Here is a 26,167-nt window from a genome sequence, read left to right as displayed (position 1 = left end):
TTATTGATGCAGATTTTTATATTTTACCACATCAGACAGGCACCTGCCTTCAATCCGGCCGGGAAAATTTCAGGACAGACTTTTGAGTTTTTTAGAATTTCGTCACGCAGAAGGGGTGATTTAATCTTCTATTTTCCCTTTAATGTCAAAATATACGTTTAAATGTTTGTACCGAGGTTATATTGAAATATAAGGATATGTATTGTTCAAATGATGTGTATTCATAAAAAGAACTTTAAGGAGCGTGTTTGACGCAATGAGTGAATATTCACGAGAGGATATTCTTAAAAGTGTTGAAGAGGATGGTATCCAGTATGTCCGACTGCAATTCACGGATGTGTTGGGAGCCATAAAAAATCTGGAGCTGCCGGTGAGCCAGCTGGAGAAGGCGATGGACGGTGAAATCATGTTTGATGGCTCTTCCATTGAAGGCTTTGTACGGGTGGAGGAATCCGACATGTATTTGAAGCCGGATCTGGATACGTGGGTCGTCCTTCCATGGACCGACGGCATCGATAAGACTGCGCGTCTGATCTGTGACATCTACGGTATTGACGGTGAGCCTTTTGAAGGGGATCCGAGATCCAACCTTAAGAGAATGATTAAGGAAATGGAAGAGATGGGTTATGATAAGATGCATCTTGGTCCAGAGCCGGAATTCTTCTTCTTCAAATTGGATAAAAACCGTGATTACACGACCGAGCCGAATGATTACAGCGGCTATTTCGACCTCGATATCACGGATACGAGCGGCCGGTGCAGAAGGGAAATCACAAGAGCCCTTGATAAGATGGGGTTTGAAGTGGAAATGAGCCACCATGAAGTCGGTCCCGGCCAGCATGAGATCAGCTTCAAATATATGGATGCACTCCAGGCGAGCGATGCCCTGCAGACGTTCAAGCTGGTGGCGAAGACGATCGCAAGGCAGTATGACCTGCATGCGACATTCATGCCGAAACCCTTATATAAACAGCCGGGCAGCGGCATGCATTACAATGTCTCTTTATTCCGTGACGGGGAAAATGTATTTTATGACAAAAATGATGACTTCGGTCTGAGCGAAGAAATGAGATGCTTCATGGCCGGACTTCTGGACCATGCCAGAGGATATACTGCAATATGCAACCCGCTGGTCAACTCCTATAAGAGGCTCGCTTCCGGATTCGAAGCGCCAAGGTATATCGCCTGGAGCGGACGCAACCGGACACCGCTCTTAAGGATACCGTCAAGCCGCGGAGCAGGCACACGGGCTGAAGTGAGGTCCCTAGACCCATCCGCAAACCCTTATCTCGCGACTGCTGTGATCCTGGGTGCAGGCCTCGACGGCATCAGGCAGAAGAAGGACTTAACCACCCCGGTCAATGAAAACATTTATGAAATGACGCAGAAAGAACGTCAGGCTGAAGATGTTGAAGACCTTCCGACCACTTTGTATACAGCGTTGAAAGCACTGAGGGAGGATGAAGTGATCAAAGACGCCCTTGGTGAACACATCTATGAACACTTCGTCGAAAATAAGACATTTGAATGGAAAGACTACAGTGCCCAGATCACCAATTGGGAAATTGAGGAGTACCTGGGTAATTACTAAAAAATTAAAAGCAAACCTGCACCCACGCAGGTTTGCTTTTTTGTTTCATCATTCAGCTGCAGCCGCTTTATCCGGGTCCTTCCATCCTCTCGTTTCAATGAAAGTGCCGATGACCAGCGTCAGCACAGTGACCGGTATGCCGATCAATACCGGATCGACCGCCCAGACGAAGACGACTCCGCCGTCTTCCGTCCCCAGCTGATTGCCGAGGATGACCATCGTGATAGTGGTCGCCGCCCCGAGCAGCATTGCAGTGATTGTGCTGTAATATGCCCTTCTTGCACGCTTCCAGAAGACGATTGCGAGCAGTACCGGCGATAATGATGATGCCATGATGCGGCCGCCGGTTAACAGAAGCTCAAGGATATAAGGCAGGGAACGTGCAATGAGCGCACCCGTGATCGCAACCACGACGACGGAAATCCTCGATACAAGTACGACGCTCTTCTCTGATGCGTTCCTGTTGATCCACTGCTTATAAATATCATTGGCAATATTGGATGATGTGGTGAGCACGGTGGACGACAACGTTGAAATACATGATGATACGATGATCACCGCAAACAACAGGCTGCCGACCGCTCCAAAGAGCTGTGTCAGGCTCAGGAAAGCATCATCCGGTGCAATATCCGGGAAAATGACCACCGCGATCGTCCCTATGAAGAAAGGGACCATATACCAGATGATCGTGATGATGCCGGCATAGACGAAACCGTCCCTTGCGGCTTTATCGGATTCCGCCGACAGCCCGCGCTGGATCAGAGTCTGGTATGCCAGAGTCGTCAATGCGCCGAGCAGCACCCAGCCGACAATCTGCGGCCCGCCTGCAAACCACATGTCGGAATGGGTTTCAGGGATGGCATTGACCAGGGTCTCCCAGCCTCCGACGTAAGCGATGGCGAGAGGTATCATGATCGTCGTGCCGATCAGAAGTATGACCGACTGGATGGTATCGGTGATCATCACCGCCCACATGCCCCCGGTGACCGTGAAGAATAAAGTGACGAACACCGTGATGACAAGCGCAAGATCGATGGAGATGTCAAAGACTGTGCCAAGGACCACAGCCATCCCGATCGCGGCTCCCGCAGTGACGCCCATATCCCTCGCCATCACCAGCAGTACGGAAACGACTTTATGCTGCCAGCCGAACATCCTCGAAAACAGTTCCGGAATGGTGACGATGCCGGCCCTCCGGAGCCTTGGTATGAAGTAGTAACCGACCCATATCAATATCGCAACGAATCCCATGGCCGAGAAGTATGCCGTGATTCCAAGAGAATAACCGCTCCCGCCGTAACCAAGCAGGGTGGCCGAGTTGATCAGTGTGGCGACGATCCCGCCGGTCACGAGCCACGTGGGCACCGAACGGCCGGCGAGTATATAATCACTCGAGTCTTTCTTCTTCATCAACTTTGCTGATAAGGGCCCGGCGATCAACAACCCGCCGAAGTAGATGATAAATATAGTTAAAGCCATGGCTTCCTCCCCTGTTTATTTAAATTGTCAATACGGCCTGCCATATGAATACATACACCAGGGCAACGAGATGGACCGCCACTGCGAGTCCGATGACCTTCCCGGCGGGTGACTTGACCTCATCCATTTCATCAAAATATTCACGCTTATGTTCATATTTTTCCATAACCCAGTCCCCCTTTAATATGTGCATCATTTTTTATAGCTGTACTCTTTTTCCGCCTGCTCTTCTGAAATGAAGCAGAGCGCGATATCCCGTTCTACAGCTTCCCTGCTTCTTTCCTTCGGGTCGCCGTAACCGCCGCCTCCGGCAGTCTGCAGACGGATGGAATCGCCTTTTTGAACGGTTCTCGTCTCTTTTGATTTGATCTTTATCTCCTCACCGTCACTGGTGAAGAGTGTGCACTGTGACGTCTGGCCGCCTTCGCCGCCGAAAAGGCCCCATGGCTGATATTTTGCACGGTCGGCTGTCAGTGTGAAGGAGAATCCGTCTTCAAGCATCTGGATTTCACGCTGCAGCCCTGTACCGCCGCGGTGCCTGCCCGGCCCGCCGCTGCCGTCGATGTAACAGTAATTCTTCACGGTAAACGGGAAGCTCTGTTCAATGACTTCGACAGGAGTGTTCAATGTGTTGGTCATGTTGGTGTGGACACCGTCCATCCCGTCGATATCATCAAGGGCGCCCTGTCCTCCGCCGTATGTCTCCACATACGAGAAGTATTTCTCCTCTTCCTGGTTGTATCCGCCTATTGAGAAGCCTGTCATCGTACCGGAACATGCAGCCATCGAACGTTCAGGCAGCACGTCTGCCATTGCACCGAAGATGGTGTCTGCGATCCTCTGGGAGGTATTCAGGTTGGCGTTCGAAACGGGGGCCGGGAATTTCGGATTGACGATCGTGCCCTCGGGTGCCACTATATTCAAACATTTATAAGTGCCCGCATTCGGGGGCACATCCGGTTCCAGAAGCGACTTGATGGCGTAGTATACGCATGCGCTCGTCACACCGATGGTAGAATTCATCGGACCCGTCGTCTGCGGGTTCGTCCCGGTGAAGTCGACAGTAATTTCATCCCCGTGCACGATGACCTTCGTCCTGACAAGGATATCATCTTCGGTGATGCCGTCCCCTTCAAGCACGTCCTCAAATTCATACTCCCCGTCCGGCACTTCCTTGACAGCAGCACGCATGCGCCTGTCCGAGTAGTTGATGATTTCCTCCATGCTGTTGAAAATATGCTCAAGTGAGTATTTATCGATCAGATCCTTCAGGCGCTGCTCGGCCACCGAATTTGCAGCGAGCTGGGCGTATATGTCACCCAGGACTTCATCTCCGGTGCGGACATTGGATTTGAGGAGGCGGATGATTTCTGTGTCGAGCGCCCCTTCTTTCCTGACCCTCACACCTGAAAGGCGCAGCCCTTCCTGGAAGATTTCCGTCGCTTTCACCGACATGCTCCCGGGTGCCAGACCGCCGACGTCGACATGATGGGCGACGTTCGAAGCAATCGCGATCAATTTCCCTTCATGGAAAATCGGGCTGACCATGAATATGTCGGGCAGATGGGAGCCGCTGATGTAGGGATCGTTGATCAGGATCGCATCACCCGGCTTCAAATCTTCTTCCGGGAACATTTTAAGCACTTCTTTCACGACCGAAGGCATGAGGCCGAGATGGAGCGGTACGTGCTCTGCCTGTGCGACAAGTTCCCCGTCTTTTGTGTAGAGTGCCGTCGAACAGTCGACACGATCCTTGATGTTCGTTGAAAGCGCCGTTTTGATGAGTGTGACACCCATTTCTTCTGCAATCGTATAAAATGAATTCTTCATGACTTCCAAGGTGATGCCGTCTATTTTAGCCATCCATATCATCCTCCTTATGTGCAGTATCGGTGTTCTCAATGATCAGGTTGCCGAAAGTGTCGACCCTGACATTCTGGCCCGGGCGTATGACCGCCGTCGAATCCAGCTGTTCGATGATCGCCGGCCCTTCAAACTCGTAACCCATATACAAATCGGAACGCTGGTAGATTTTGGCCTCATGGAACTCTCCGTCAAAATAAACGTCGCGGGTTGTATGCGTCACTTCTGCGCCGCTTCCTTCCCCGAGCCTTTTGCTTTCAAGCTTTTCAATCAGGCCGAATGAAGAGACGCGCACGTTCACAGTCTCGAGGCTCTCCTCCCGGCGGCTGAAACCGTAGATTTTCTCGTGTATGTCATGGAAGTCACGGATCGCATTCTTAAGCGTCTCTGCATCGACTTCTGCACTGCCGAGTGCCACATTGATGTCGTAGGCCTGGCCGACGTATCTGAGGTCGATGCTGTGGTTGATTTGTGTATGGTCTTCATCAAATCCCTGCCGCTTCAATGCTGCCCGTGCCTCGTCCTCGAGCACTTTCAGTGACTGGTTCAATTTATCGTAATCGGTGTTTGTTGTAGTGGATATGAATGAACTCACATAATCATGCCGCACATCCGCTATCAGCATGCCTGTGGCACAATTGATGCCCGGGCTCGGCGGGACGATCACATTTTTGCTTTCCAGTTCCTGTGCAATGTCGACGGCATGAAGCGGCCCGGCACCGCCGAATGCAAGGAGGGAAAAGTCCCGCGTATCATGCCCTTTTTCCACCGATATGACACGGATGCCCCTCACCATGTTGGCATTGACGACTTTCAATATGCCCTCGGCGGCCTCCTCGACCGATAAGCCGAGCGGTTCTGCAATCTTTTCTTTCACGGCTTTCCTGGCACCTTCAAGGTTCATCTTCATTTTCCCGCCGAGAATCGAATCGGGGTTCAACCGTCCAAGAATCGCGTTGGCATCGGAAACCGTCGGTTCCGTCCCGCCCCTGTCGTAACAGACGGGACCCGGGTCAGCACCGGCACTGTGGGGTCCGACCCTCAACGCACCGCCGGAATCGATCCATGCGATGCTGCCGCCGCCGGAACCGATCGTATGCATCTCGACCATCGGCACGTTGATCGGAAAATCATTGATCCGGCTGTTGGTCGTATACTGCGGCTCCCCTGTCTCGATCAATGCAGCATCGAGGCTTGTACCGCCCATATCAATTGTGATGAGGTTGCCGATGCCGGTCTGGGAAGAAACGTCCGTGCCTGAAATCACGCCGCCTGCCGGTCCTGAGAGTACGGTCCTCACCGGCTGTTCGACGGCTGTATCCGTCGTGATGATGCCGCCGTTGCTCTGCATGATATAAAGATCGCTCTTGATGCCGTAATCCTGCAGGGAATTCTCCAGATCCCTCAGATAGAAATTCATCTTGGGCATGACGTAGCCGTTGACGGCGACGGTGCTTGTGCGCTCATACTCTTTGATTTCCGGCAGTATTTCCGCTGAAATGGTGATGGACAAGTCCGGGAACTCCTCCTTCAGCATCTCTTTCAATTTCACTTCATTATCACTGTTTAAAAATGAGTTGATCAGGCAGATGACCAGGGATTCGATTTCGTGTTCTTTAACCATATCAATCAGCTCATCGATATCTTCCCTGTCGAAATCTTTGACGATTTCACCCCGGGCATCGATCCTTTCATCTATTTCCCATCGTAAATTCCTCGGGATCAACGGCTCTGGGCGGCGTGCCCTGAAATTGTACAAATCAGGACGCGTCTGCCGTCCGATCTCCAAAATATCCCTGAATCCCCTGGTCGTGATCAGGGCGGTTTTTGCACCTTTACTTTCAAGCAGCGTATTCGTTGCGACTGTGGAACCGTGCGTGAAGAACGATACATCATCTGCGGAAATTTCATTTTCCGATAATATCTGTTTGACGCCGTCCATCACGCCGATTGCGCTGTTGTGCGGTGTGGACGGGACTTTTGTGACCAGAATGTCGCCGGTCCCTTCAGCGATCAACGCAACATCGGTGAAAGTCCCTCCGGTGTCGACACCTATTCTATACTTCATGAAGCTCCCCCTTCGTCTTTTGAAAGAATATTCCTAATTCATAAAAAACATACCATTTATGATGTTTTATGTAAAATGCCTGTACGCTTTTTAACTATAAGTATTAAAGGGAAAACCGACGGAATTAGTGTTAATATAGTCCATAAGAAAACAGGACACCAAGGGGGATATTATGGATTACAAAGCAATCATTGAACGGAACAGGGAAAATTATCTTGAATCACTTTTTGAAGTCATCAGGCAGAAGAGCATCAGTGCTGAAAACGACGGTATTGAGGAATGCGCGGAACTGGTGGCGGAAAAGATGTCGGAAGCAGGGGTCGGCCATGTGGAAGTCATAAGGGGTGCGCACCATCCGGTCGTCTACGGGGAACATATCGTCTCGGAAGACGCCATGACCTTGCTCATCTACGGCCATTATGATGTTCAGCCGCCCGATCCTGTAGAAGAATGGGATTCGGAACCGTTTGAGCCGGTGATCCGCAACGGGAGGATTTACGCCCGCGGTGTCGGAGACAATAAGGGACAGTTCATGGCACAGATTCTCGCTTTCAGGACTTATATGGAAGCTCATGGTAATACGCCGATCAACATCAAATTCATCATCGAAGGCGAGGAGGAGATCGGCAGCAGGAACCTCGGGCCCTTTATTCACAAATATAAAGATAAGCTGAAGGCGGACCTCGTCTACACCTCGGATGGACCGATGCTCTCAAACGGGCATCCCTATATACTGCTTGGCGTTCGGGGCATGCTGTATGTGGAGTTGAATGCCGAAGGTTCGGTATTCGACAACCATTCTGGAAATAAAGGGAACATTGCCCGCAATCCTGTGTGGGAGCTTGTGCATCTGCTGGGGACGATGAAAGATGCGGACGGGCGGATTTTAATCGACGGCTTCTATGATGAAGTGAAACCGCCGACCGATCTTGAAAAGGAATTGCTGATGCAGCTGCCTTTCGATCTTGAGGAAATCAGGAAAGAGATCGGTGATGATTCCCTGGAAATGACGAAGGAGGAATATTACCAAAAACTCTGCTTTGAACCCGTTTTGAACATATCAGGGCTGGTGAGCGGTTACGGCGGCGAAGGTGCGAAGACGATCATCCCGTCGACTGCGAAACTGAAATTGGATATGCGGCTCGTCATGGATCAGGACCCGGAGAGGATATATGAACTGCTGGAGGCGCACGTTGAAAAACATGCACCCGGTGTGAAGATGAAGCGCATCGGCATGATGCATCCATCACGGACATCGGCGGAGCATCCGTACATAGAACCCCTGCGCCGGGCGGTTGAAAAGGGATTCGGAAAGAAGGCATATATCCAGCCCAGCATGGGCGGCAGCCTCCCGGATGCCGTTTGGACGAAGATACTCGGTGCCCCATCCGTCGTCGTCCCTTACGCCAATGCCGACGAGGCCAACCATTCACCAAATGAAAACCTCATCGTTGAAAACTTTTATAACGGTATTAAAAGCACATGCATGGTGATCGATGCATTGAATGAGCTATAAGAAATATGGCGCCGGTTGGCTGAAGACTTAACGGTTTATCGTGCGGTCCGGGACGGTCTGTTGGAGGTTTAACGGTTCATCGTCCGATCCGGGACGGTCTGTTGGAGGTTTAACAGCCCATCGCCGGGTACGGGCTGCTTCCCATCATACAAAAATTAATAAAAAAAACGGAGCATGGATAAAGTCCATGCTCCCTTTCTTCAATCTACTTCAATCTATTGATCACTGCTTCTGCAACACCTTGGGCTGAAGCAGGATTCTGTCCGGTCACGAAATTCGCGCTTGTGACCACGTTTTCCTCCATCGGGGCGCCTTCGACGAATCCGGCGCCATTCGAGGCCAGTTTGGATTGTAATAAGAACGGCATTTCTTCAGTCAGATTCATCGCTTCTTCCTCTTCGTTCGTGAATCCTGTAATTTTGATGCCGTCCACAAGGAACTTACCGTCTTTCGTCTTCGCATCGGCGAATGCCGCGGGACCGTGGCACACCGCACTGATGATTCTGCCGTCATCCTTGTAATATGCAATGATGTTCTGTATATCCGGGTCACCCGGGAAGTCGAACATCGCCCCGTGTCCGCCTGCAAAGAATATCGCATCATATCTTTCATAAACCACATCTTTGATACGTTCAGTATTTTGGAGCAGTCTCGTCACTTCACTGAATCTCGGTGCACTGTCATCATCGACAGAATTCGGATCTATGGGGACGCTGCCGCCTTTCGTCGAAGCGATATCGACTTTGAATCCGGCACCCTGAAAAGCGATGTAAGGCTCTGCTGCTTCGGACAGCCATAAACCTGTTGGCTTGTCCTTGTCTCCTGCGATTGTATCATGGCTAGTAACCACTATAAGTACAGATTTACTCATATTGATAACCACTCTCCTTTTCATTAATCTACCCTAAAGCGTGTGGTAATAATCTTCAATTAAATCTGTTTTTCACCGAAAAATATATAGACGGTTATCTATATAGATGTTAATCTATCTTAGGAGGAGAGACACTATGACTTATAAAGAATTGAGCAATGTATTGAAAGTGATTGCGGATGAAAATCGTCTGGAAATACTGGACTTATTGTCCTGCGGGGAACTGTGTGCATGCGACCTGCTTGAGCACTTCGATTTTTCACAGCCGACATTGAGCCATCATATGAAAGTGCTGCATGATAATGAGCTGATCACTTACAGGAAAGACGGCAATAAAAAGATGTATAAACTTAACAGTGAAGCGCTGAAGGTGGCCGGTGATTATCTCGGCCTGATTGCACAGGATAATACGGAATGTGTGTGCAGAAGCATGAAAAAAGGTGAGTGTGCATCATGACAATTCTTGCAATAGCGATTTTCATCGCCACATTAGTATTCATCATCTGGCAGCCGAGAGGGCTCGACATCGGCATCACGGCGACAATCGGTGCGGTACTTGCAATCATCACCGGGGTCGTATCATTCAGTGATGTCATCGAAGTTGCGGACATCGTATGGAATGCGACGCTGACTTTTGTCGCTGTCATCATCATTTCATTAATACTGGATGAAATCGGATTTTTTGAATGGTCTGCACGGCATATGGTGAAGGCGAGCAAAGGCAACGGCATTAAAATGTTCGTATACATATCTTTACTCGGGGCAGTGGTCGCGGCGTTCTTCGCCAATGACGGTGCTGCCCTGATCCTGACACCGATCGTCCTTGCGATGGTGCGCAACCTGAAGTTTGAGGAGAAGGTGGTCTTCCCCTTTGTAATGGCAAGCGGATTCATTGCGGATACGACTTCACTGCCCCTGATCGTAAGTAACCTTGTCAATATCGTCTCGGCGGACTTCTTTGACATCGGGTTCCTGGAATACATGAGCAGGATGTTCATACCGAATATCTTCTCACTCACTGCGAGCATCATCGTCCTGCTCATATACTTCAGGAATTCAATACCGAGGAAATTCGATGAAGGGAAGCTTGCGGAGCCTTCCGAAGCGATCAAGGATTTGAAACTGTTCAGGATTTCCTGGGTGATCCTCGGGATACTCCTTGTCGGTTATCTTGCGAGCGAATTCGTGGCGGTGCCTGTATCATTCATCGCAGGAGCAATTGCCATCGCATTTTTACTGCTGGCAAGGAAATCTCAGGCGGTGAACACGGGTGCGGTCATTAAAGGCGCCCCGTGGAATATCGTCGTCTTTTCACTCGGCATGTATATCGTCGTCTTCGGTTTGAGGAATGCAGGCATTACGGACCTGCTCGCTGACGTGCTGGTCTACGTGGCCGGCCAGGGATTATTTGCTGCAGTAATGGGGATGGGCTTTATAGCGGCAATCCTCTCGTCCATCATGAACAACATGCCAACGGTGATGATCGATGCCATCGCGATCGAACAGTCGGGTGTCGACGGCATCTTGAAAGAAGGGCTGATTTATGCGAATATCGTCGGTGCCGATCTCGGGCCGAAGATCACACCGATCGGATCTCTTGCGACTCTCTTGTGGCTGCATGTGCTCGCACAGAAAGGCATGAAGATTCCGTGGGGTGTTTATTTCAAAGTGGGTATCGTCATCACCATACCTGTACTCATATTCACACTGCTCGGGCTGTACCTGACACTGCTTTTAATTTAAATGGAGGTGCTGTAATTGGATAAAAAAGTGATTTATTTCATATGTACCGGGAATTCATGCCGTTCGCAGATGGCGGAAGGCTGGGGGAAAGAGATACTCGGTGAAGATTTTGAAGTCTACTCCGCCGGAATCGAGACACACGGGGTGAACCCGAAAGCGGTCGAGGCGATGGCTGAAGTGGATATCGACATCTCGGACCAGACTTCTGATCTGATAGACCATGACATTTTAAGACGCTCGGACCTGGTCGTGACATTGTGCAGCGACGCTGATGAAAACTGCCCGGTGATCCCTCAAGGTGTGGATAAAGAACACTGGCCGTTCGATGATCCGGCAGGCAAGGACTGGACGGAATTCCAGAGGGTGCGGGATGAAATCGGCGGTAGGATCAGGGAATACAAAAGGACTTTCTAAAAGAAAGTCCTTTTTTGCTGCAGATCATTAAAACCATACGAGATAGACGATGGTTGAGGTCGTCACCATGGTGAGCAGGACGAGCGGTGCGCCGATCTTGATATAGTCACTGAATTTGTAACCGCCGGGCCCGTAGACGATCAGGTTTGTCTGGTAACCGATCGGTGTGATGAAACTGCATGAAGCAGCGACGGCAATCGTCACGATGAAGCCCATATAATCCACATTGAGCTGATCCGCCATCTCAAAAGCGATTGGGAACATCAATACTGCAGCAGCACTGTTGGTGATGAGCTCGGTGAATATGTTCGTAGCGATATAAATGATGAAAACGACCCCTATGATGCCGAGCGGCTGTGCGAGTACCAGCATGTTCTCCGCAAGGAACTGTGCAAGCCCGGACTCGGTCATTGCCGCACCGATGGCGAAGGCGCTGGCAATCAGCAGGAGAACGTCAAATTGAATGTAATCCAGTATCTCCCGCCAATTGATCAGGCGCGTGACTACGAGCAGGATGACTGCAATCAGCATGGCTTCGAACATCGACAGGAACCCTAAAGTCACCGACAGGATCATGACCAGTAAAAGTCCGAGTGCCAAAAATCCTTTCAGGTTATTCTGCTTGAGCTGTTCCGGCGGGTTGACGGTATATACGACATAAAAGTCCTGGGAGTGCTGATGACGCTGTACGAATTCATCGTCAGCGAGCAGCAGCAGGGTGTCCCCCGGCCTCAATATGATGTCGCCGACCCGGCTGTTGATGCGCTGATTGTTGCGGTGGACGGCAATGACACCCGCCTCATGAGTGGATCTGAATTCCGAGTCCCTGATCGTCTTGCCGACCAGGCTCGAGTTATGTGAAATCACCGCTTCAACCAGGTGGTGATTTTCATTTTGCAGCACATCCAGACTTTTATCCGTTCCGGTTTCGAGTGATATGCCTTTAAGCTTTTCAATGACTGCAATCCTGTTGAGCGAAGCGGAGAAGATGATATGGTCGCCTTTCCTGATGTATGTCGAAGCTTCCACCGGCTCCACCCTTTCTCCGTCTTCCCTGATAATTTCAATGATATAAACGCCTTCAAAGGAGTTTTTTGAAGCGGCGAGGATCGTCTCATTAATATGTTCAAAGCTGTCCTGGATCGTCGCTTCGGCCAAGAACTCCTTCGCCTCTTTACGGATCGTATCCTCTGCGCCTAAATTATCCGGCAATATTTTATACCCGATGGTCAGAATGTAAATGAGGCCGACAATGGCGATGGGCACACCGACAATGCTCAAAGTGAAGAATGAGAAACCTTCCACGCCTGCGTTGATCAAGAGACCGTGTACAATCAGGTTCGTGGATGTACCAATCAGTGTGATCGTACCGCCCAGGATTGTCGCATAGGATAATGGGATCAATATTTTGGAGGGAGCGTAACCGTTGTTCCTCGCCCAGTTCCGGAGTATCGGCGTCAGCGTGACGACGATCGGTGTATTGTTCAAAAAGGCTGAAACAAGTGAAATGGGCGGCAGGAGCTTCACCATGGAGCCCCGCATCGACTTCGTCTCCCCGAGTATCCTGTAGATGAAATTCTCTATGATGCCGTGTTTTTGTATCGCCCCTGCAACGATGAACAGCAGCAGTACAGTCAGCATCCCCTCATTGGAAAAACCGCTCAATGCCTGCTCGGTGGATATCACACCGCTGAGCAGGAAAATCACAAGAAATAAAAACACGAGGAAATCCGCCCTTGCGACTTCAAAGAGCAGTGAGATGAGCATGAGCGCAATCATAGCGGCCACAAAGACCATTTCCAGAGTCATGGATCCGCCCCCTTTGCAAGTATGGATTGATATGAACATTTTAGCACAGAAATCCGGCAGCTTGTATTTTTATTCTAAATAATCAGAATCCATTTTAATTGTTTAACGGCTGGCGTAATAGTTAATAAATTATATATGCGGATCTTTAAGCAGTAAACCTGATTCATTCGATTGACGGGGGTTACTATTTATACTATAGTGTGTCGTACCAAGCGTGAATCAAATGATTTCGAGCTATTTTCAAGGAGGAGTTCTATTAGAGAAGGAGGCATTTAAATGATCATACAAGTGATTCAGCATGACCCGCTTTTACCGCTGGGTTATATCGAAGACTGGGCGAATGAAAATGATTATGAAGTGAAGACTGCCAAAATTTATGAAGGTGAACCGCTGCCGGTGGATGAAACATTCGATCTGCTCGTTGTACTGGGCGGACGCCAGACGGCATATGACCCTGAAAACTACCCTTTTGTGGTCGAAGAGGAAGAGTGGTTGAGGAAACTCGTGGATGAGAAGCAGAGCATCCTCGCAATCTGTTTGGGTGCTCAAATCTTATCACAGGCACTCGGCGGCGAGGTCCGGCGGATGGCGCATATGGAGATCGGCTGGCATACCATATATGAAGTGGAAGAAGCCAGACAGCATCCATTGCTGAAAGGACTGCCGGCTGAGATCCGCCTCTTCCAGCACCATCAGGATTTCTTCTCCATTCCGGAGCGTGCTGAAAAGGTGTACTACAATCAAAACTGCAATAACCAGGGCTTCGTCGTGAACGACAATATCCTTGCAGTGCAGTTCCACCCGGAAATCACCCCGGTGGGCATCGAAGAATTTTTAGCCAAGGACCAGATTTATGAACCGGAAGAAGAAGTGCTCGTCCAGACTGAAAAACAGATCATCAATGATGAAAAGTTTGAGGATGGACGCAAGTATCTCTACAGCCTGATGGAAAACTACAAAGCTGTGATCAAACAGCCCGTGCCCGAGGCACATGAGGTTTAATATAAAATGAATAAGAGCCGGATTCCAAAGAGGATCCGGCTTTTTTCATTGGTTGTAAAGAAGATGATCAGCAGTGATACCGATTTTTAAATACGCATCATACATCATTCAGTATTGCTTAAAATGTCAAAAAATGACGGTATAAAATTACAAAAATATGGTACGCTTGAAGTGAATCGGGAATGGACACCATTTTAAAAAAGGCGTGATCATCATCAATATTTTCAAGTGGGCCAATAATCACAGGGAACTTACGAACACGGTCTTCAGCGGCATTTTAATTGTCCTGGGCTTGATTTTCACGTGGAACAACATGGAGGCCGCCGCTTCTCTCATCTTCATTTTTGCCTTTCTAATCGGCGGGTACTACAGTGCGAAATCAGGACTGATAGAGCTGTTGCGTGATAAGCATCTGAATGTCGATGTTTTGATGATACTTGCTGCTGTCGGAGCCTCTTTGATCGGCTATTGGATGGAAGCTGCATTATTGATATTCATATTCTCCCTTGCCGGATCTCTGGAGGCCATGGCACGGGAAAGAAGCCGTAATGCGATATCCGAACTGATGAATCTGACCCCGGAGGAAGCCCGCAGATACAATGCGGATGGCGGAATCGATGTCGTACCGACAAAAGAACTGAAAATAGGAGATATTCTCCAGGTTCCCCGCGGGGCGACGATACCGATCGACGGTACACTGGCCGCGGACTTCGGAGTGATAAACGAAGCGAGCGTGACCGGGGAATCCGTGCCTGTTGAGAAGACCAGAGGCGCAGAAGTGATCGGAGGCACCATCAATGAGGGGGAACTGATTGATATTGAGGTGTCTGTCGAGGATGAGGATACTTTATTCTCCAAGATCGTCCGGCTTGTGGACGAAGCCCAGTCCAAGCCTTCCAGGACCGCGGGTTTCATCGAGGGAATCGAGGATACTTACGTCAAAGCGGTACTGCTCGGTGTGCCGCTCTTTATCCTGGCTGTCTACATCTTCCTCGGCTGGTCGATGGAAGAGTCATTCTACAGGGGGATGGTCCTCCTCACGGTCGCTTCCCCATGTGCGCTTGTCGCGAGTGCGGCTCCTGCGACACTTTCCGCGATCAGCAGGGCTGCCAAAAAAGGCATGGTGTTCAAGGGCGGCCAGGCCATCGATAACGTCAATCAGCTGAAAGCGATCATTTTTGATAAGACCGGGACGTTGACGGTCGGGAAACCTGAAGTCGTTGATGCCGCCTATGTCAATGAAGATGTGAGGGACATGGTGGATGAAGTGGTGAAAGCTGCTGAATTCGGCTCTACACATCCCATCGCAAATGCAATCCTGAGATATCTTGAAGAGACACCGAAAATAGAAGTGGATGATATTGCCGATATTACGGGTAAAGGATTTGCAGTCACGCACAATGGTGACGTGTGGAAAATCGGCAAGAGGACATATGCTACTGAAAACGCCGGCCTCAGTGCAGCCATCTCCCATAAGACCGAAATGCTCGAAGAACAGGGCAACACCGTAATATTCGTATCAAGGAATGAAGAAGTCCTTGCCTACTACTCACTGGAAGACCGGCTTAAGCCGGAAAGCCGGATGGCGATCGAAAGGTTGAACAATATGGGGGTCCAGACCATCATGGTCAGCGGCGACAACCAGCGAACGGCCGAATATATCGCTGCGAAGGTGGGCATCAAAGAAGTGCATGCGAACCATATGCCTGATGAAAAGACGGAACGGCTCGAAGAGCTGCGTGAAAAATACGGCACGGTCGGTATGGTCGGCGACGGCATCAATGATGCACCCGCGCTTGCACTTGCCGATGTGGGCTTCGCAATGGGCAGCGGCACTGATATCGCAATGGAGATGGCGGATGTCGTGCTGGTCCAGGATGACCTGAAACAGATACCTTTTGCGCTCGGGCTGTCAAGGAAGATGAAAAATATCATCGTCTTCAATATCGTCTTTGCCCTGTCTGTCGTACTGCTTCTGATCTTTGCAAACATCCTTCAGGTCATCAACCTGCCGATCGGTGTACTTGGACATGAAGGGTCAACGATACTCGTCATATTGAACGGCCTCAGACTGTTGAATTACAAAGACAGCATCCACGGTGAGGGCGTGAGGGATGTGAGCGTTTCCGGCCGGATGGAACCTGAGACATGATAAGATGAATGTGAGAAAACAATAAAGTCATAAGGAGAGATTTCATGGCAAAGTTACAGGATAAAGTTACAGTGATCACCGGCGGGATTTCAGGCATCGGCAAAGCTTCCGCCGAACTGTTTGCAGAGGAAGGCGCCAAACTGGTACTGGTCGACCTTGATGAGTCGAAAGGTCAGGAAGTCGTGTCTGAATTGGAAGGGAAAGGCTACGAAGCGGTATTCGTCCAGGCTGACGTGACAAGCGAAGAAGATGCAAAAAATGTTTTCGCAAAAACGATCGAGAAATTCGGCCGGGTGGATGTATTGTTCAACAATGCCGGAATCGGTGCATCGAAGCCGACGCACGAAGTGACTTATGAAGAATACCGTAAGACGGTCAATGTCGACCTTGACGGTGTATTCCTATTTGCTCAGAACGCGATCAAGCAGATGCGCGAACAGGAAAACGGCGGCGTCATCGTCAACACAGCCTCAATGTACGGATGGATCGGTGCAGCGGGATCGGCAGCATATAACGCAGCAAAAGGCGGTGTTGTGAACTTGACGAGATCGCTCGGCATCGAATATGCAGCGGAGAACATCCGCGTCAATGCATTATGCCCGGGCTTCATAGATACACCGATCATACCTGAAGAGCAGAAAGAGCCGTTGAGGGAAATGACGCCGATGAAACGTCTAGGTGAAGCTGAAGAAATGGCGAAAGCCGCCCTCTTCCTTGCATCCGATGATTCAAGCTTCATGACCGGCAGCAGCCTCATCATAGACGGCGGTGTCACTGCACAATAACAGGATACTCATATGACCGGGCCCAGGCCCGGTCTTTTTTTGTTGAAATTCATTAAAGGCGGAATATTTGGTATAATCATCAGAAGATTACATAGAAAGAAGTCGGTATAATGTTTTCATTTAAAAAAATATTCGGCGAAAGGATCATTAAGACAGGCATTTCGACATTCATCACCGCCTTGATATGCATATGGCTCAACCTGTCACCCATATTTGCGGTGATCACGGCGATAGTCACGATTGAACCAACTGCCAAAGCCTCTTTGAAAAAAGCTTATGTACGATTTCCGGCATCGGTGATCGGTGCGTTCATTGCCGTGATGTCCCTTTATTTCTTTGGTGAGACGGCTCTGACCTATGCGCTTGCCGCCACCCTGACCATATGGATTACATACCGGCTGAAGCTTTACGACGGCGTACTGGTTGCAGCAATCACGGCTGTCGCTATGATTCCGTCCATCCAGGATGAATATGCATATCATTTCCTCACAAGGCTTGCGACGACCACAATCGGGCTGACCACAAGCACAGTGATCAATTATCTCATCCTGCCGCCCGAATATATCGACAGGATAAAAGCACTCGCCACGACATCGAAAAAGGACATACAGCAGCTGTTCCACAGACGCGTGGAAGAATTGGTCGACGGGAAACTCCAATCCGCAAAATCGGATAAAAAATATAAGGAAATACAGAAGACGATGGCGGAAGCCGAGCAGCTGCTTCAGTACCAGCATGATGAGTACAGCTATCACCGTTCGAATGAAGAAGGTTTGCGGCATCTGAATGACATCCGGAAAGAACTGCAGTTCGTCAAAATCTATTTGACCTATGTCGGCAACATGATATATATTCCCCGCAACCTGAAAATGAAATTCAGCCCAAAAGAGCAGGAAGTGATGGAGAAAGTCCTGCCCCTCATCAAGGAGGACATGTCAGAGATGGATATTGAACACCCCGTACTTGAAGAACTGCATGAATGCATACTGGAGCTTGATGAAGATGAGATATTCAAAGCCCATGTGCTCAATGAAATCATCATCCTATTCAGGACATTGATCAACCATGACAGGACGACCGAGGTCACAAACAAGAAGGAAGCCTCTGTATAGGCCGGTTGGCCTGAAAAGTGGCAAAGGTTGCGAAATCCGGGTGCAGAATCGCAAGGTGCAGCCTGAAGAGCGCCGGAAGTTGCGAAATCCGGGTGCAGAATCGCAAGGTGCAGCCTGAACAGCGCCGGAAGTTACGAAATCCGGGTGCAGAATCGCAAGGTCCAGCCTGAACAGCGCCGGAAGTTACGAAATCCAGGTGCAGAATCGCAAGGTCCAGCCTGAAGAGCGCCGGAAGTTGCGAAATACAGACCTGGAATCGCAAGATTCAGCATAAAAATACCGTATCAGCTCTTCTTAAGCTGATACGGCTTTTCTTTAACAGTATTCGATCATTGCCCGCTTCCTGTCAGGGTGTTTATCAAGCATGATCTGCTCCGGCGCGATCCCGGCTTCGCAGAGGATTTTGATATTTTCGGAGAGGAACTCATCACTGCCGACGATGTAGAACAGGCCTTCTTCGTCTTCAGCGAGTCTTCTGACCTTTTCATAATACTCCATCCGGTTGTCGAGGAATTCAGACAGGAACCGCTTCGCCTCGTCCGGCACAAAGAGGTCCGGATATAAATAATTCCTGGAAGAGTCGATGTTCACTGAATGGACTTTCTTCACTTTATCCGGGTTATCGAAGAAGTCCAGGACAAGCGGCCTGAAAGTCGCAAGCCCGACACCTGATGACAGCAGGTACACAGGTCTCTCTTCCCTTCTCAGCGGCACGTTGGAATGTGTCTTGAATAAAGCCACTTGACTGCCGATCGGCAGGTCATCCAGACGCTGCTTGAATTCGGAGCGCTGGGGTCTGATCCTTGTGGTGATGCCGATGGCCTTTTCACCAGGCAGTGTACATATCGACATGTGACGGATCAAATGCCTGTTCGGACGTTCTCCGGCATTGAATCCTTCCAGTGCGAGGTGGGTATGGGCGCCTTCTTCCCATGTAAAATCTTCAGGGCATTCCAGTATATACGTCTTCGTTTCCGGGGTTTCCTCTATCACATCAGCAATTTTCGTCCAATAGATTTTCATTTATCTCATGCTCCCAGTCAATAATATATTCATTATCCACTAATATACACCAACTGATAACGATTCTCAATTAATCTGACCTGTAGTGATAATAAAAAACCATGGACCCGCGGTCCATGGTTTTTCACACTCTTCATTTTTTAGAGAATAAAGCCGGTACTGCGATTGCGGCAACACTAAGGACACCTGTCCCTGCCGCGATGGCCGCGGTCTTCTTAAATGACCCTGACTTTTTGTTATCGACTTTAGGGTCGTCTTTCGCCAATTCATAACCTTCGGCTTTATCACTCATCGTGGAAATGGAGTCCTCCACTTTGAACTTCTTCTTGAGGTCGTCCGCATTCTCCCCAAATCCTTTCACGAACTGGGTGAGGACATTGATGCCTTCAATGAACTGCGGATCTCTAATTGTTTTGATGAGACCGAACCAGCCTTTGCCCCTGTTCCTGTATTCATATTCCGAGGCAATTTCCACACTGTTGTTCAGCTTCAATATGACGGGTTCGAGTTCGGACATATTGATCCTGCCGAGCATCTGGGTCATCAGCAAGGCATTTTTGATGGATTTGCTGGCGCTGGACGACTCGACTGCGGTCAAAATCCTGTAAAGTATATCATCACTTTCAGCGAGTCCGCCCTTCACCATGTTCAACACTTCATGGTCTTCAAGCTTATTTAAAATATCAAAGAGCTTCTCAAGCAGCTCGCGGTTTTCGACGAGCAGATTTTCAAGTTCCTTTAACTCGCGCTGGCGCTGCACTTCAGGGTCGATTTTCATCTTGTGTATGACTTTCGTCTGTTTCGCCATTATTTTTTCGACCTTCTTTCTTTGACCAGATCACCAGGGAAAATGTAGTCCGCACGTGCCCATTTCTGTTCGACGCCGACACCGATCTGCGGCTGCGGATTGCCGTACCTGTGGTTGATTTTAGGCATTGGACTCGTGCCCTTCTCCCCGAGCACTTCAAGCTTCGCTGAAGCTTCTTTATACGCCGGTGTATCCGTGTCCTTATCTGCATAGGAGCTTGTGAGCTTGTTGATTGCACCATCCCCCGAATCGTTCATCGGCAGATAGACCTGTTTGCCGTATACACGGTCGGTGACGAGCGCTTTAACTTTGACGCTGCCGTAAGGTGAAGTCAGGCGCACGAATGAACCGTCTTCAATACCGCGTTCCTCGGCCAGCTCATGCGACACTTCAAGGAACACTTCCGGCGTCTTCATCGTGATGCCCTCGGATTTGTAAGTCATATTGCCTTCGTGGAAATGCTCAAGCAGACGGCCGTTGTTGACATGGATGTCATATTCCTCGCCGAACTCCACAGGCTCAGTCCATTCAACCGGATAGAAACGCGCCTTACCGTCAGGGAACGGGAATCCTTCCGTGAACAGTAAAGGTGTGTCAGTGCCATCGGCATTCACCGGCCACTGAAGGCTGTCGTAACCTTCCAGGCGGTCATAGCTGACGCCTGCGAACAGCGGTGCGAGTGATGCCGCCTCATTCATGATTTCGGCCGGATGTTCATAGTCCCATCCTGCGCCGAGGCGATTGGCGATTTCCATGATGATCTGCCAGTCCGGCTTGCTGCCTTCAAGCGGTTCAAACACCTGGTACAGTCGCTGGAACCTGCGCTCAGTATTCACGAAAGTGCCGTCTTTCTCAAAGCTCGGGCTCGCCGGAAGTACGACATCCGCAAATTCACATGTTTTCGAGAAGAAGATATCCTGTACGACGAAGAACTCAAGCTTTTCAAAGGCTGCCTGCACATAGTTGATGTTCGAATCGACGATGCCCATCTCCTCGCCTTTCAAGTAGAGCATATCCAGGTTGCCATCATGGATGTAATCGACCATTTCATGGTTGTTCAGGCCCGGTTCTCTCGGGAGCTCTGTCCCCCAGCCTTTTTCATAACGGGCTCTTACTTCATCATCCGTTACGAATTCGTAGCCCGGGAAGCGGTCCGGCATGCTGCCGAAGTCACTTGCGCCCTGGACGTTGTTGTGGCCGCGCAGCGGATATGCACCTGCGCCCGGCTTCATGTAGTTTCCTGTCGCGAGCAGCAGGTTTGAAATTGCCGTGCTCGTATCACTGCCGCCCTGCTTCTGCGTCACGCCCATTGCCCAAAGGATACATGTCGTTTTTGCCTTATGGATGGATTCTGCAATTTCAATCAGTTCCTCTTTGGACATGCCGGTCATTTCCGAAGTGTAGTCCAAAGTGTATTTTTCAAGCGTCTTGTAGTACTCATCGAAATCATTGACGTGCTCTGTGATGAATCTTTCATCATGCCAGCCCTGGTCGATGATATATTTGGTCACGCCGGAAAGCCAGATCAAATCCGTACTCGGGTTCGGCTGAACGAAGAGGTCGGCTCTTGCGGCCAGCTCGTTTCTGCGCAGATCACTGACGATCACTTTCTGTCCGTGCAGCTTTTGGGCGCGCTTCACGCGTGTGGCAAGCACCGGATGGGATTCTGCAGTGTTCGAACCGATGGAAATGACCAGTTCGGACTGTGCAATATCCGTGATGCTTCCCGAGTCGCCGCCGTGTCCGACCGTCCTCCACAGCCCCATCGTCGCAGGAGACTGGCAGTATCTTGAACAGTTGTCGATGTTGTTTGTACCGACGACGCTGCGTGCCAGCTTCTGCATCAGATATGATTCCTCATTTGTACATTTTGAGGAAGAAATGAATGCCAGCTTATCCGGGCCTTTCTCCTTGATCTTATCTTTGAACTTGGACTCTATCAGGTCCAGAGCTTCCTCCCATGTGGATTCGACGAAGCTGTCGCCTTTCCGGATCAGCGGTTTGGTCAGCCTTTCTTCGCTGTTGACGAAATCCCAGCCGAATTTACCTTTCACACAGGTGGAGATGCCGTTGGCAGGCGCCTCTTCCCGGGGTTCGACTTTCAGTATCTCGCGGCCCTTCGTCCATACATCGAATGAACATCCGACACCGCAGTAGGTACATACCGTCTTGGTCTTCTCGATGCGGTCCTCCCGCATCTCCGCTTCCACATCAGATACGACCATAAGGGAGTTGTAGCCCGTTTCGACTTCTTTGGTGACATTGACGGCCGGTCTGAATGAATCTTTCAGAAGCCCCGTCAGATAACCGGCTTCCCCTTCCATTCCGACTTCCATCATCGCGTTACAAGGACATACCGTTGAACAGTGTCCGCAGTTGACGCATGAAGACTCGTCTATTGTCGTGCCATGGTCCCAGATGACTTTCGGCCGTTCGAGCGTCCAGTCGATCAGCAGCGTCTCATTGACCTGCAGATCCTGGCATGCTTCAACGCATCGCCCGCACAGTATACACTGATCCGGGTCATAGCGGTAGAAAGCATTCCTCTGTATTTCATGGCCTTTCGGGCTGTGGGGCGACTCCTGATGGTCAATCCGCATTTCCTTGACTGTATTATGTATCTCACAGTTGCCGTTATTAAAGTCACACACCGTACAATAAAGTTCATGGTTGCCCATCACCCGGTCCATTGCGATCAGCTGGGCTTCGTGCACTTCACTTCCGTAGGTTTCAACAACATCACCATTTTTCAATTCCGTTGAGCATGAACGTACAAATTCGCCGTTGACTTTCACTATACAAGTATCACACGTTTCAATTGCACCGAGGCTCGGATGGTAACATAAGCTGGGTATGTCGATATCTTTGGATTCAAGATATTTCAGCAGGCTTGCCTGCTTGGGTGCAGTGACATCCGTGCCGTTCAGCGTAATCTCAACTGTCTCTGTTCCGATTTGTGCCATATTATTTAGACCCCTTTCATACAGTTTGATATGCATCTTCCCGCGGGAAAGTAATATGAAACATATTCGGACTATTTAGATAATTATATCAGGAATAAAAAACTTGAAAAAGAGGGAAACCCCTGTAAACTTTTAAAGTAATCCTAAAATTAAGATAAATGACTGGGTGACGGCGGCTGTGGTGTGATATCCTGTTATCCGGTATAGTCGGGATAGGATGCTGTTTGAAAGCCTGTTAAGGGAATGATTAAATTAAGAGAAGTGGATGGAGGGGATGTACAGTGATTGAATTTAAAAATGTCTCAAAAAAGTACGGGGATGATTTCGCGGTGGAGGATGTCAATTTCAAAGTGGAAGAAGGAGAGTTCTTTGTGATCATCGGCCCGTCAGGGTGCGGAAAGACGACGACACTTAAGATGATCAACCGGCTCATACCACTGACTGAAGGCTACATATATTTCAAAGAGCAGCCGATCAGTGATTTCCCGCTTTATGAAATGCGCTGGGATATCGGTTATGTACTCCAGCAGATCGCCCTGTTCCCGCATATGACGATCAAGGAAAATATCGCACAGGTGCCGGAAATGAAAGGCTGGAAAAATAAAGAGATTGATGCGCGTGTCGATGAGCTGTTGGAAATGGTGGACCTTGAACCTGAAAAATTCCGCAACCGTCTGCCGGAAGAGCTTTCCGGGGGCCAGAAGCAGCGCATCGGTGTGCTGCGGGCACTGGCCGCGGATCCGCCGGTCATCCTGATGGATGAGCCTTTCAGCGCCCTGGATCCGATCAGCCGTGAAAGCCTCCAGGATGATCTGATTGAACTGCAGAAGAAGATCAAAAAGACGGTGGTTTTCGTCACCCATGACATACAGGAGGCTTTGAAGATGGGGGACCGGATCTGCCTGCTCAATAAAGGGCGTGTGGAGCAGATCGGGACACCGGAAGAATTCCTCACCAGCCCGAAAAATGACTTCGTCCGTAATTTCATCGGGGATGTCGACGGCTACTTGATGAAGCAGGCGACTGCCGGGGATATCGTGAAAAGCTTACCGGCATTGTATGACGTTCCTGCATCTGATGCACCTGAAGTGATGCAGGAAACGGACATCAATACCCTGTTCAAATACTTCAGCACCCATGACACAGTCATCGTCGCCGGCGAAGATGGGCCTAAACCGCTCAGCCGGCAGGACCTGTTCAAGTATCTATCCAAAAATGAAAGTGGTGATGTGCGATGAATCATCTGCTTTCGACACTGGATTCCAGAAGGGGTGACCTGTTTGCCGCTTTCGTTGAACATATACAGCTCTCTTTTATAGCATTGCTGATTGCAGCGGTGATCGGTATACCGCTCGGCATATTATTGACCAAGACCAAAAAGGTTTCCGAAGTGGTGATCAATATCGCAGCAGTGATGCAGACGATACCATCACTTGCACTGCTCGGGCTCATGATACCGTTGTTCGGCATCGGCACGCTGCCTGCAATCATCGCCCTGGTGATATATGCTTTGCTGCCGATACTGAGAAATACTTACACAGGCATCGATGGGGTCGATGACTCCCTGGTGGAAGCGGCGAAGGGGATCGGCATGAAACCTGCAAGACGTCTCTTTAAGGTGGAGCTTCCCCTTGCGATGCCGGTGATCATGGCAGGCGTCAGAACGGCGATGGTGCTCATCATCGGGACGGCGACGCTCGCAGCTCTCATCGGTGCAGGCGGCCTGGGTGACTTGATACTGCTCGGCATCGACAGGAACAATGCATCGCTCATCATCATCGGAGCGGTGCCGGCAGCCCTGCTTGCGATATTCTTTGATATACTGCTCCGCATACTGCAGAGATTGTCTTATAAAAAAATGCTCATCACGCTCGGCTCGATCCTGCTCGTGCTGCTGTTGATCGCCGTAGCTCCGCTCATTGCAGGACGCGGGGAGAGCATCACGGTGGCAGGGAAACTCGGGGCGGAACCTTCCATCATCACGAATATGTATAAAATACTGATCGAGGAAGAGACGGATCACATCGTTGATGTGGAAGACGGCTTAGGCAGAACCACTTTTGTATTCAGTGCACTGCAGTCTGATGATATCGACGGTTATCTGGAGTTCACCGGGACGGTGCTTGGAGAGATCACCCGGGAAGAACTCGAGTCACGTGAGGAGGAGGAAGTGTACGAGCAGGCCAGGACGAGCCTTGAGGAAGAGTACGATATGACACTGCTTGAGCCGATGGCCTTCAATAATACGTATACGCTCGCGGTCAAAGAGGAATTTGCAGAAGAACACGGACTTGAAACGATCAGCGACCTGCAGTCCATAGAAGACGAAATCAGTGCAGGCTTCACGCTTGAGTTCAACGACCGGGAAGAAGACGGCTACCCTGCCATCCAGGAAGTGTACGGTCTTGAGTTCGATGATGTCAGCACGATGGAGCCGGCTCTCAGGTATCAGGCGATCGAGTCAGGGGACATCAACCTGCTCGATGCCTACTCGACGGATGCGGAGCTTGAACAGTTCGGAATGGTCATACTCGAAGATGATGAAAATGTGTTCCCGCCTTATAACGGTGCTCCGATGTTCAAGATTTCATTTTTGGAAGAACATCCGGAAATCATAGAGCCGCTCAACAGGCTCGGAGGACAGATCACCGATGAAGAGATGCAGCAGATGAACTACCAGGTGAGCGTCGAAGATGCAGACCCTTATGAAGTTGCGGAAACTTATCTGCTGGAAGCAGGACTCATCAGTGAGTGATTTTGATAAAAATATGATGATTCAAAGAAGCAGGGGGAGCCGAAAAGGCTCCCCCTGCTTTCTGATTCGTATAAGTTGCTGATTTACTGTTAGTAATGCGATTTGGGCTTGCATATTCGTATAAGTCGTTAATTTCCCGGGAGTAATTCGATTTGAGTTCCTTGAAACGTATAAATTCCCTCACTTATTAAGAGATATACGAACCACAAAATT

20 protein-coding genes are annotated in these 26,167 nt (G+C 49.8%); 11 read left to right on the top strand and 9 right to left on the bottom strand.

Features of this window, described 5'->3' with window-relative positions:
* Positions 1-256: 256 nt before the first annotated feature.
* Positions 257-1,591, top strand: coding sequence for a type I glutamate--ammonia ligase (gene glnA, locus LPW40_RS11060; protein WP_230822302.1), 1,335 nt, complete (start codon positions 257-259; stop codon positions 1,589-1,591).
* Between the two features lie 48 nt (positions 1,592-1,639).
* Here glnA and LPW40_RS11055 read toward each other — a convergent pair whose 3' ends face one another.
* Genes LPW40_RS11055 through LPW40_RS11040 form a run of 4 tightly spaced genes read right to left on the bottom strand, consistent with a single transcriptional unit; the run spans position 1,640 to position 7,001 of the window.
* Positions 1,640-3,070 carry a sodium:solute symporter family protein gene (locus LPW40_RS11055; RefSeq protein WP_230822301.1) on the bottom strand — a complete coding sequence of 477 codons (1,431 nt, stop codon included), beginning with the start codon at positions 3,068-3,070 and terminating at the stop codon, positions 1,640-1,642.
* A gap of 19 nt (positions 3,071-3,089) precedes the next feature.
* Positions 3,090-3,236, bottom strand: coding sequence for a hypothetical protein (locus LPW40_RS11050; RefSeq protein WP_230822300.1), 147 nt, complete (start codon positions 3,234-3,236; stop codon positions 3,090-3,092).
* Between the two features lie 26 nt (positions 3,237-3,262).
* Complete coding sequence (locus LPW40_RS11045; protein WP_230822299.1) at positions 3,263-4,933, bottom strand: hydantoinase B/oxoprolinase family protein; 1,671 nt, start codon at positions 4,931-4,933, stop codon at positions 3,263-3,265.
* Positions 4,926-7,001: a hydantoinase/oxoprolinase family protein gene (locus LPW40_RS11040; protein ID WP_230822298.1), complete on the bottom strand. Its 2,076-nt coding sequence runs from the start codon at positions 6,999-7,001 to the stop codon at positions 4,926-4,928. The genes LPW40_RS11045 and LPW40_RS11040 overlap by 8 nt, the downstream gene beginning before the upstream one ends.
* 172 nt (positions 7,002-7,173) lie before the next feature.
* On the opposite strand from LPW40_RS11040, the gene LPW40_RS11035 reads away from it, so the two are divergent.
* Positions 7,174-8,517, top strand: coding sequence for a M20/M25/M40 family metallo-hydrolase (locus LPW40_RS11035; protein WP_230822297.1), 1,344 nt, complete (start codon positions 7,174-7,176; stop codon positions 8,515-8,517).
* Positions 8,518-8,722: 205 nt separating this feature from the next.
* On the opposite strand, the gene LPW40_RS11030 is transcribed toward LPW40_RS11035, so the two are convergent.
* On the bottom strand, positions 8,723-9,388 hold the full coding sequence (locus tag LPW40_RS11030) for a type 1 glutamine amidotransferase domain-containing protein (RefSeq protein WP_230822296.1): 666 nt from the start codon (positions 9,386-9,388) through the stop codon (positions 8,723-8,725).
* 136 nt (positions 9,389-9,524) lie between these two features.
* Here LPW40_RS11030 and LPW40_RS11025 point away from each other — a divergent pair, with 136 nt between their 5' ends.
* Genes LPW40_RS11025 through arsC form a run of 3 tightly spaced genes read left to right on the top strand, consistent with a single transcriptional unit; the run spans position 9,525 to position 11,545 of the window.
* Positions 9,525-9,845, top strand: a complete 321-nt coding sequence (locus LPW40_RS11025) for an ArsR/SmtB family transcription factor (protein ID WP_230822295.1) — start codon at positions 9,525-9,527, stop codon at positions 9,843-9,845.
* Positions 9,842-11,131: an arsenite efflux transporter membrane subunit ArsB gene (arsB, locus tag LPW40_RS11020; protein ID WP_230822294.1), complete on the top strand. Its 1,290-nt coding sequence runs from the start codon at positions 9,842-9,844 to the stop codon at positions 11,129-11,131. The genes LPW40_RS11025 and arsB overlap by 4 nt, the downstream gene beginning before the upstream one ends.
* A 15-nt stretch (positions 11,132-11,146) precedes the next feature.
* A complete protein-coding gene (gene arsC, locus LPW40_RS11015) occupies positions 11,147-11,545 on the top strand; it encodes an arsenate reductase (thioredoxin) (protein WP_230822293.1) in 399 nt (132 codons plus the stop codon).
* 27 nt (positions 11,546-11,572) lie between these two features.
* Here arsC and LPW40_RS11010 read toward each other — a convergent pair whose 3' ends face one another.
* Positions 11,573-13,354, bottom strand: coding sequence for an SLC13 family permease (locus tag LPW40_RS11010; RefSeq protein WP_230822292.1), 1,782 nt, complete (start codon positions 13,352-13,354; stop codon positions 11,573-11,575).
* A 276-nt stretch (positions 13,355-13,630) separates the two neighbouring features.
* Between LPW40_RS11010 and LPW40_RS11005 the strand changes: the two genes are divergently transcribed.
* From LPW40_RS11005 to LPW40_RS10990, 4 genes are all read left to right on the top strand, one after another.
* The gene (locus LPW40_RS11005; protein WP_230822291.1) at positions 13,631-14,356 is read left to right on the top strand and encodes a type 1 glutamine amidotransferase; all 726 of its coding nucleotides are present in this window, start codon (positions 13,631-13,633) and stop codon (positions 14,354-14,356) included.
* Positions 14,357-14,561: 205 nt separating this feature from the next.
* A complete protein-coding gene (locus LPW40_RS11000) occupies positions 14,562-16,508 on the top strand; it encodes a heavy metal translocating P-type ATPase (protein WP_230822290.1) in 1,947 nt (648 codons plus the stop codon).
* Between the two features lie 44 nt (positions 16,509-16,552).
* On the top strand, positions 16,553-17,293 hold the full coding sequence (locus tag LPW40_RS10995) for an SDR family NAD(P)-dependent oxidoreductase (protein ID WP_230822289.1): 741 nt from the start codon (positions 16,553-16,555) through the stop codon (positions 17,291-17,293).
* Between the two features lie 110 nt (positions 17,294-17,403).
* A complete protein-coding gene (locus LPW40_RS10990; RefSeq protein ID WP_230822288.1) occupies positions 17,404-18,405 on the top strand; it encodes an FUSC family protein in 1,002 nt (333 codons plus the stop codon).
* A gap of 315 nt (positions 18,406-18,720) precedes the next feature.
* Here LPW40_RS10990 and LPW40_RS10985 read toward each other — a convergent pair whose 3' ends face one another.
* The 3 genes from LPW40_RS10985 to fdhF form a co-directional block, all read right to left on the bottom strand.
* Positions 18,721-19,428, bottom strand: coding sequence for a ferredoxin reductase domain-containing protein (locus tag LPW40_RS10985; protein ID WP_230822287.1), 708 nt, complete (start codon positions 19,426-19,428; stop codon positions 18,721-18,723).
* A gap of 133 nt (positions 19,429-19,561) precedes the next feature.
* Positions 19,562-20,236 carry a helical membrane plugin domain-containing protein gene (locus LPW40_RS10980; protein ID WP_230822286.1) on the bottom strand — a complete coding sequence of 225 codons (675 nt, stop codon included), beginning with the start codon at positions 20,234-20,236 and terminating at the stop codon, positions 19,562-19,564.
* On the bottom strand, positions 20,236-23,199 hold the full coding sequence (gene fdhF / locus LPW40_RS10975; protein WP_230822285.1) for a formate dehydrogenase subunit alpha: 2,964 nt from the start codon (positions 23,197-23,199) through the stop codon (positions 20,236-20,238). The genes LPW40_RS10980 and fdhF overlap by 1 nt, the downstream gene beginning before the upstream one ends.
* 281 nt (positions 23,200-23,480) lie before the next feature.
* Here fdhF and LPW40_RS10970 point away from each other — a divergent pair, with 281 nt between their 5' ends.
* Both LPW40_RS10970 and LPW40_RS10965 read left to right on the top strand, forming a co-directional pair.
* A complete protein-coding gene (locus tag LPW40_RS10970; RefSeq protein WP_230822284.1) occupies positions 23,481-24,437 on the top strand; it encodes an ABC transporter ATP-binding protein in 957 nt (318 codons plus the stop codon).
* On the top strand, positions 24,434-25,954 hold the full coding sequence (locus LPW40_RS10965) for an ABC transporter permease/substrate-binding protein (RefSeq protein ID WP_230822283.1): 1,521 nt from the start codon (positions 24,434-24,436) through the stop codon (positions 25,952-25,954). The genes LPW40_RS10970 and LPW40_RS10965 overlap by 4 nt, the downstream gene beginning before the upstream one ends.
* The last annotated feature ends 213 nt before the right edge of the window (positions 25,955-26,167 follow it).

Source organism: Salinicoccus halitifaciens, assembly GCF_021026095.1.
Lineage (GTDB): Bacteria > Bacillota > Bacilli > Staphylococcales > Salinicoccaceae > Lacicoccus > Lacicoccus halitifaciens.
This window is presented reverse-complemented; position numbering and strand designations above follow the sequence as displayed.

Bases quoted from the DNA above. Each gene is read 5' to 3' on its own strand.
- LPW40_RS11040 (WP_230822298.1), bottom strand. From the start codon at position 7,001: ATGAAGTATAGAATAGGTGTCGACACCGGAGGGACTTTCACCGATGTT.
- LPW40_RS10980 (WP_230822286.1), bottom strand. From the start codon at position 20,236: ATGGCGAAACAGACGAAAGTCATACACAAGATGAAAATCGACCCTGAA.
- LPW40_RS11055 (WP_230822301.1), bottom strand. From the start codon at position 3,070: ATGGCTTTAACTATATTTATCATCTACTTCGGCGGGTTGTTGATCGCC.
- fdhF (WP_230822285.1), bottom strand. From the start codon at position 23,199: ATGGCACAAATCGGAACAGAGACAGTTGAGATTACGCTGAACGGCACG.
- LPW40_RS11010 (WP_230822292.1), bottom strand. From the start codon at position 13,354: ATGACTCTGGAAATGGTCTTTGTGGCCGCTATGATTGCGCTCATGCTC.
- LPW40_RS10985 (WP_230822287.1), bottom strand. From the start codon at position 19,428: ATGAAAATCTATTGGACGAAAATTGCTGATGTGATAGAGGAAACCCCG.
- LPW40_RS11025 (WP_230822295.1), top strand. From the start codon at position 9,525: ATGACTTATAAAGAATTGAGCAATGTATTGAAAGTGATTGCGGATGAA.
- LPW40_RS11050 (WP_230822300.1), bottom strand. From the start codon at position 3,236: ATGGAAAAATATGAACATAAGCGTGAATATTTTGATGAAATGGATGAG.
- LPW40_RS10990 (WP_230822288.1), top strand. From the start codon at position 17,404: ATGTTTTCATTTAAAAAAATATTCGGCGAAAGGATCATTAAGACAGGC.
- LPW40_RS11030 (WP_230822296.1), bottom strand. From the start codon at position 9,388: ATGAGTAAATCTGTACTTATAGTGGTTACTAGCCATGATACAATCGCA.
- LPW40_RS11035 (WP_230822297.1), top strand. From the start codon at position 7,174: ATGGATTACAAAGCAATCATTGAACGGAACAGGGAAAATTATCTTGAA.
- LPW40_RS11045 (WP_230822299.1), bottom strand. From the start codon at position 4,933: ATGGCTAAAATAGACGGCATCACCTTGGAAGTCATGAAGAATTCATTT.
- glnA (WP_230822302.1), top strand. From the start codon at position 257: ATGAGTGAATATTCACGAGAGGATATTCTTAAAAGTGTTGAAGAGGAT.
- LPW40_RS11005 (WP_230822291.1), top strand. From the start codon at position 13,631: ATGATCATACAAGTGATTCAGCATGACCCGCTTTTACCGCTGGGTTAT.
- arsB (WP_230822294.1), top strand. From the start codon at position 9,842: ATGACAATTCTTGCAATAGCGATTTTCATCGCCACATTAGTATTCATC.
- LPW40_RS10965 (WP_230822283.1), top strand. From the start codon at position 24,434: ATGAATCATCTGCTTTCGACACTGGATTCCAGAAGGGGTGACCTGTTT.
- LPW40_RS10995 (WP_230822289.1), top strand. From the start codon at position 16,553: ATGGCAAAGTTACAGGATAAAGTTACAGTGATCACCGGCGGGATTTCA.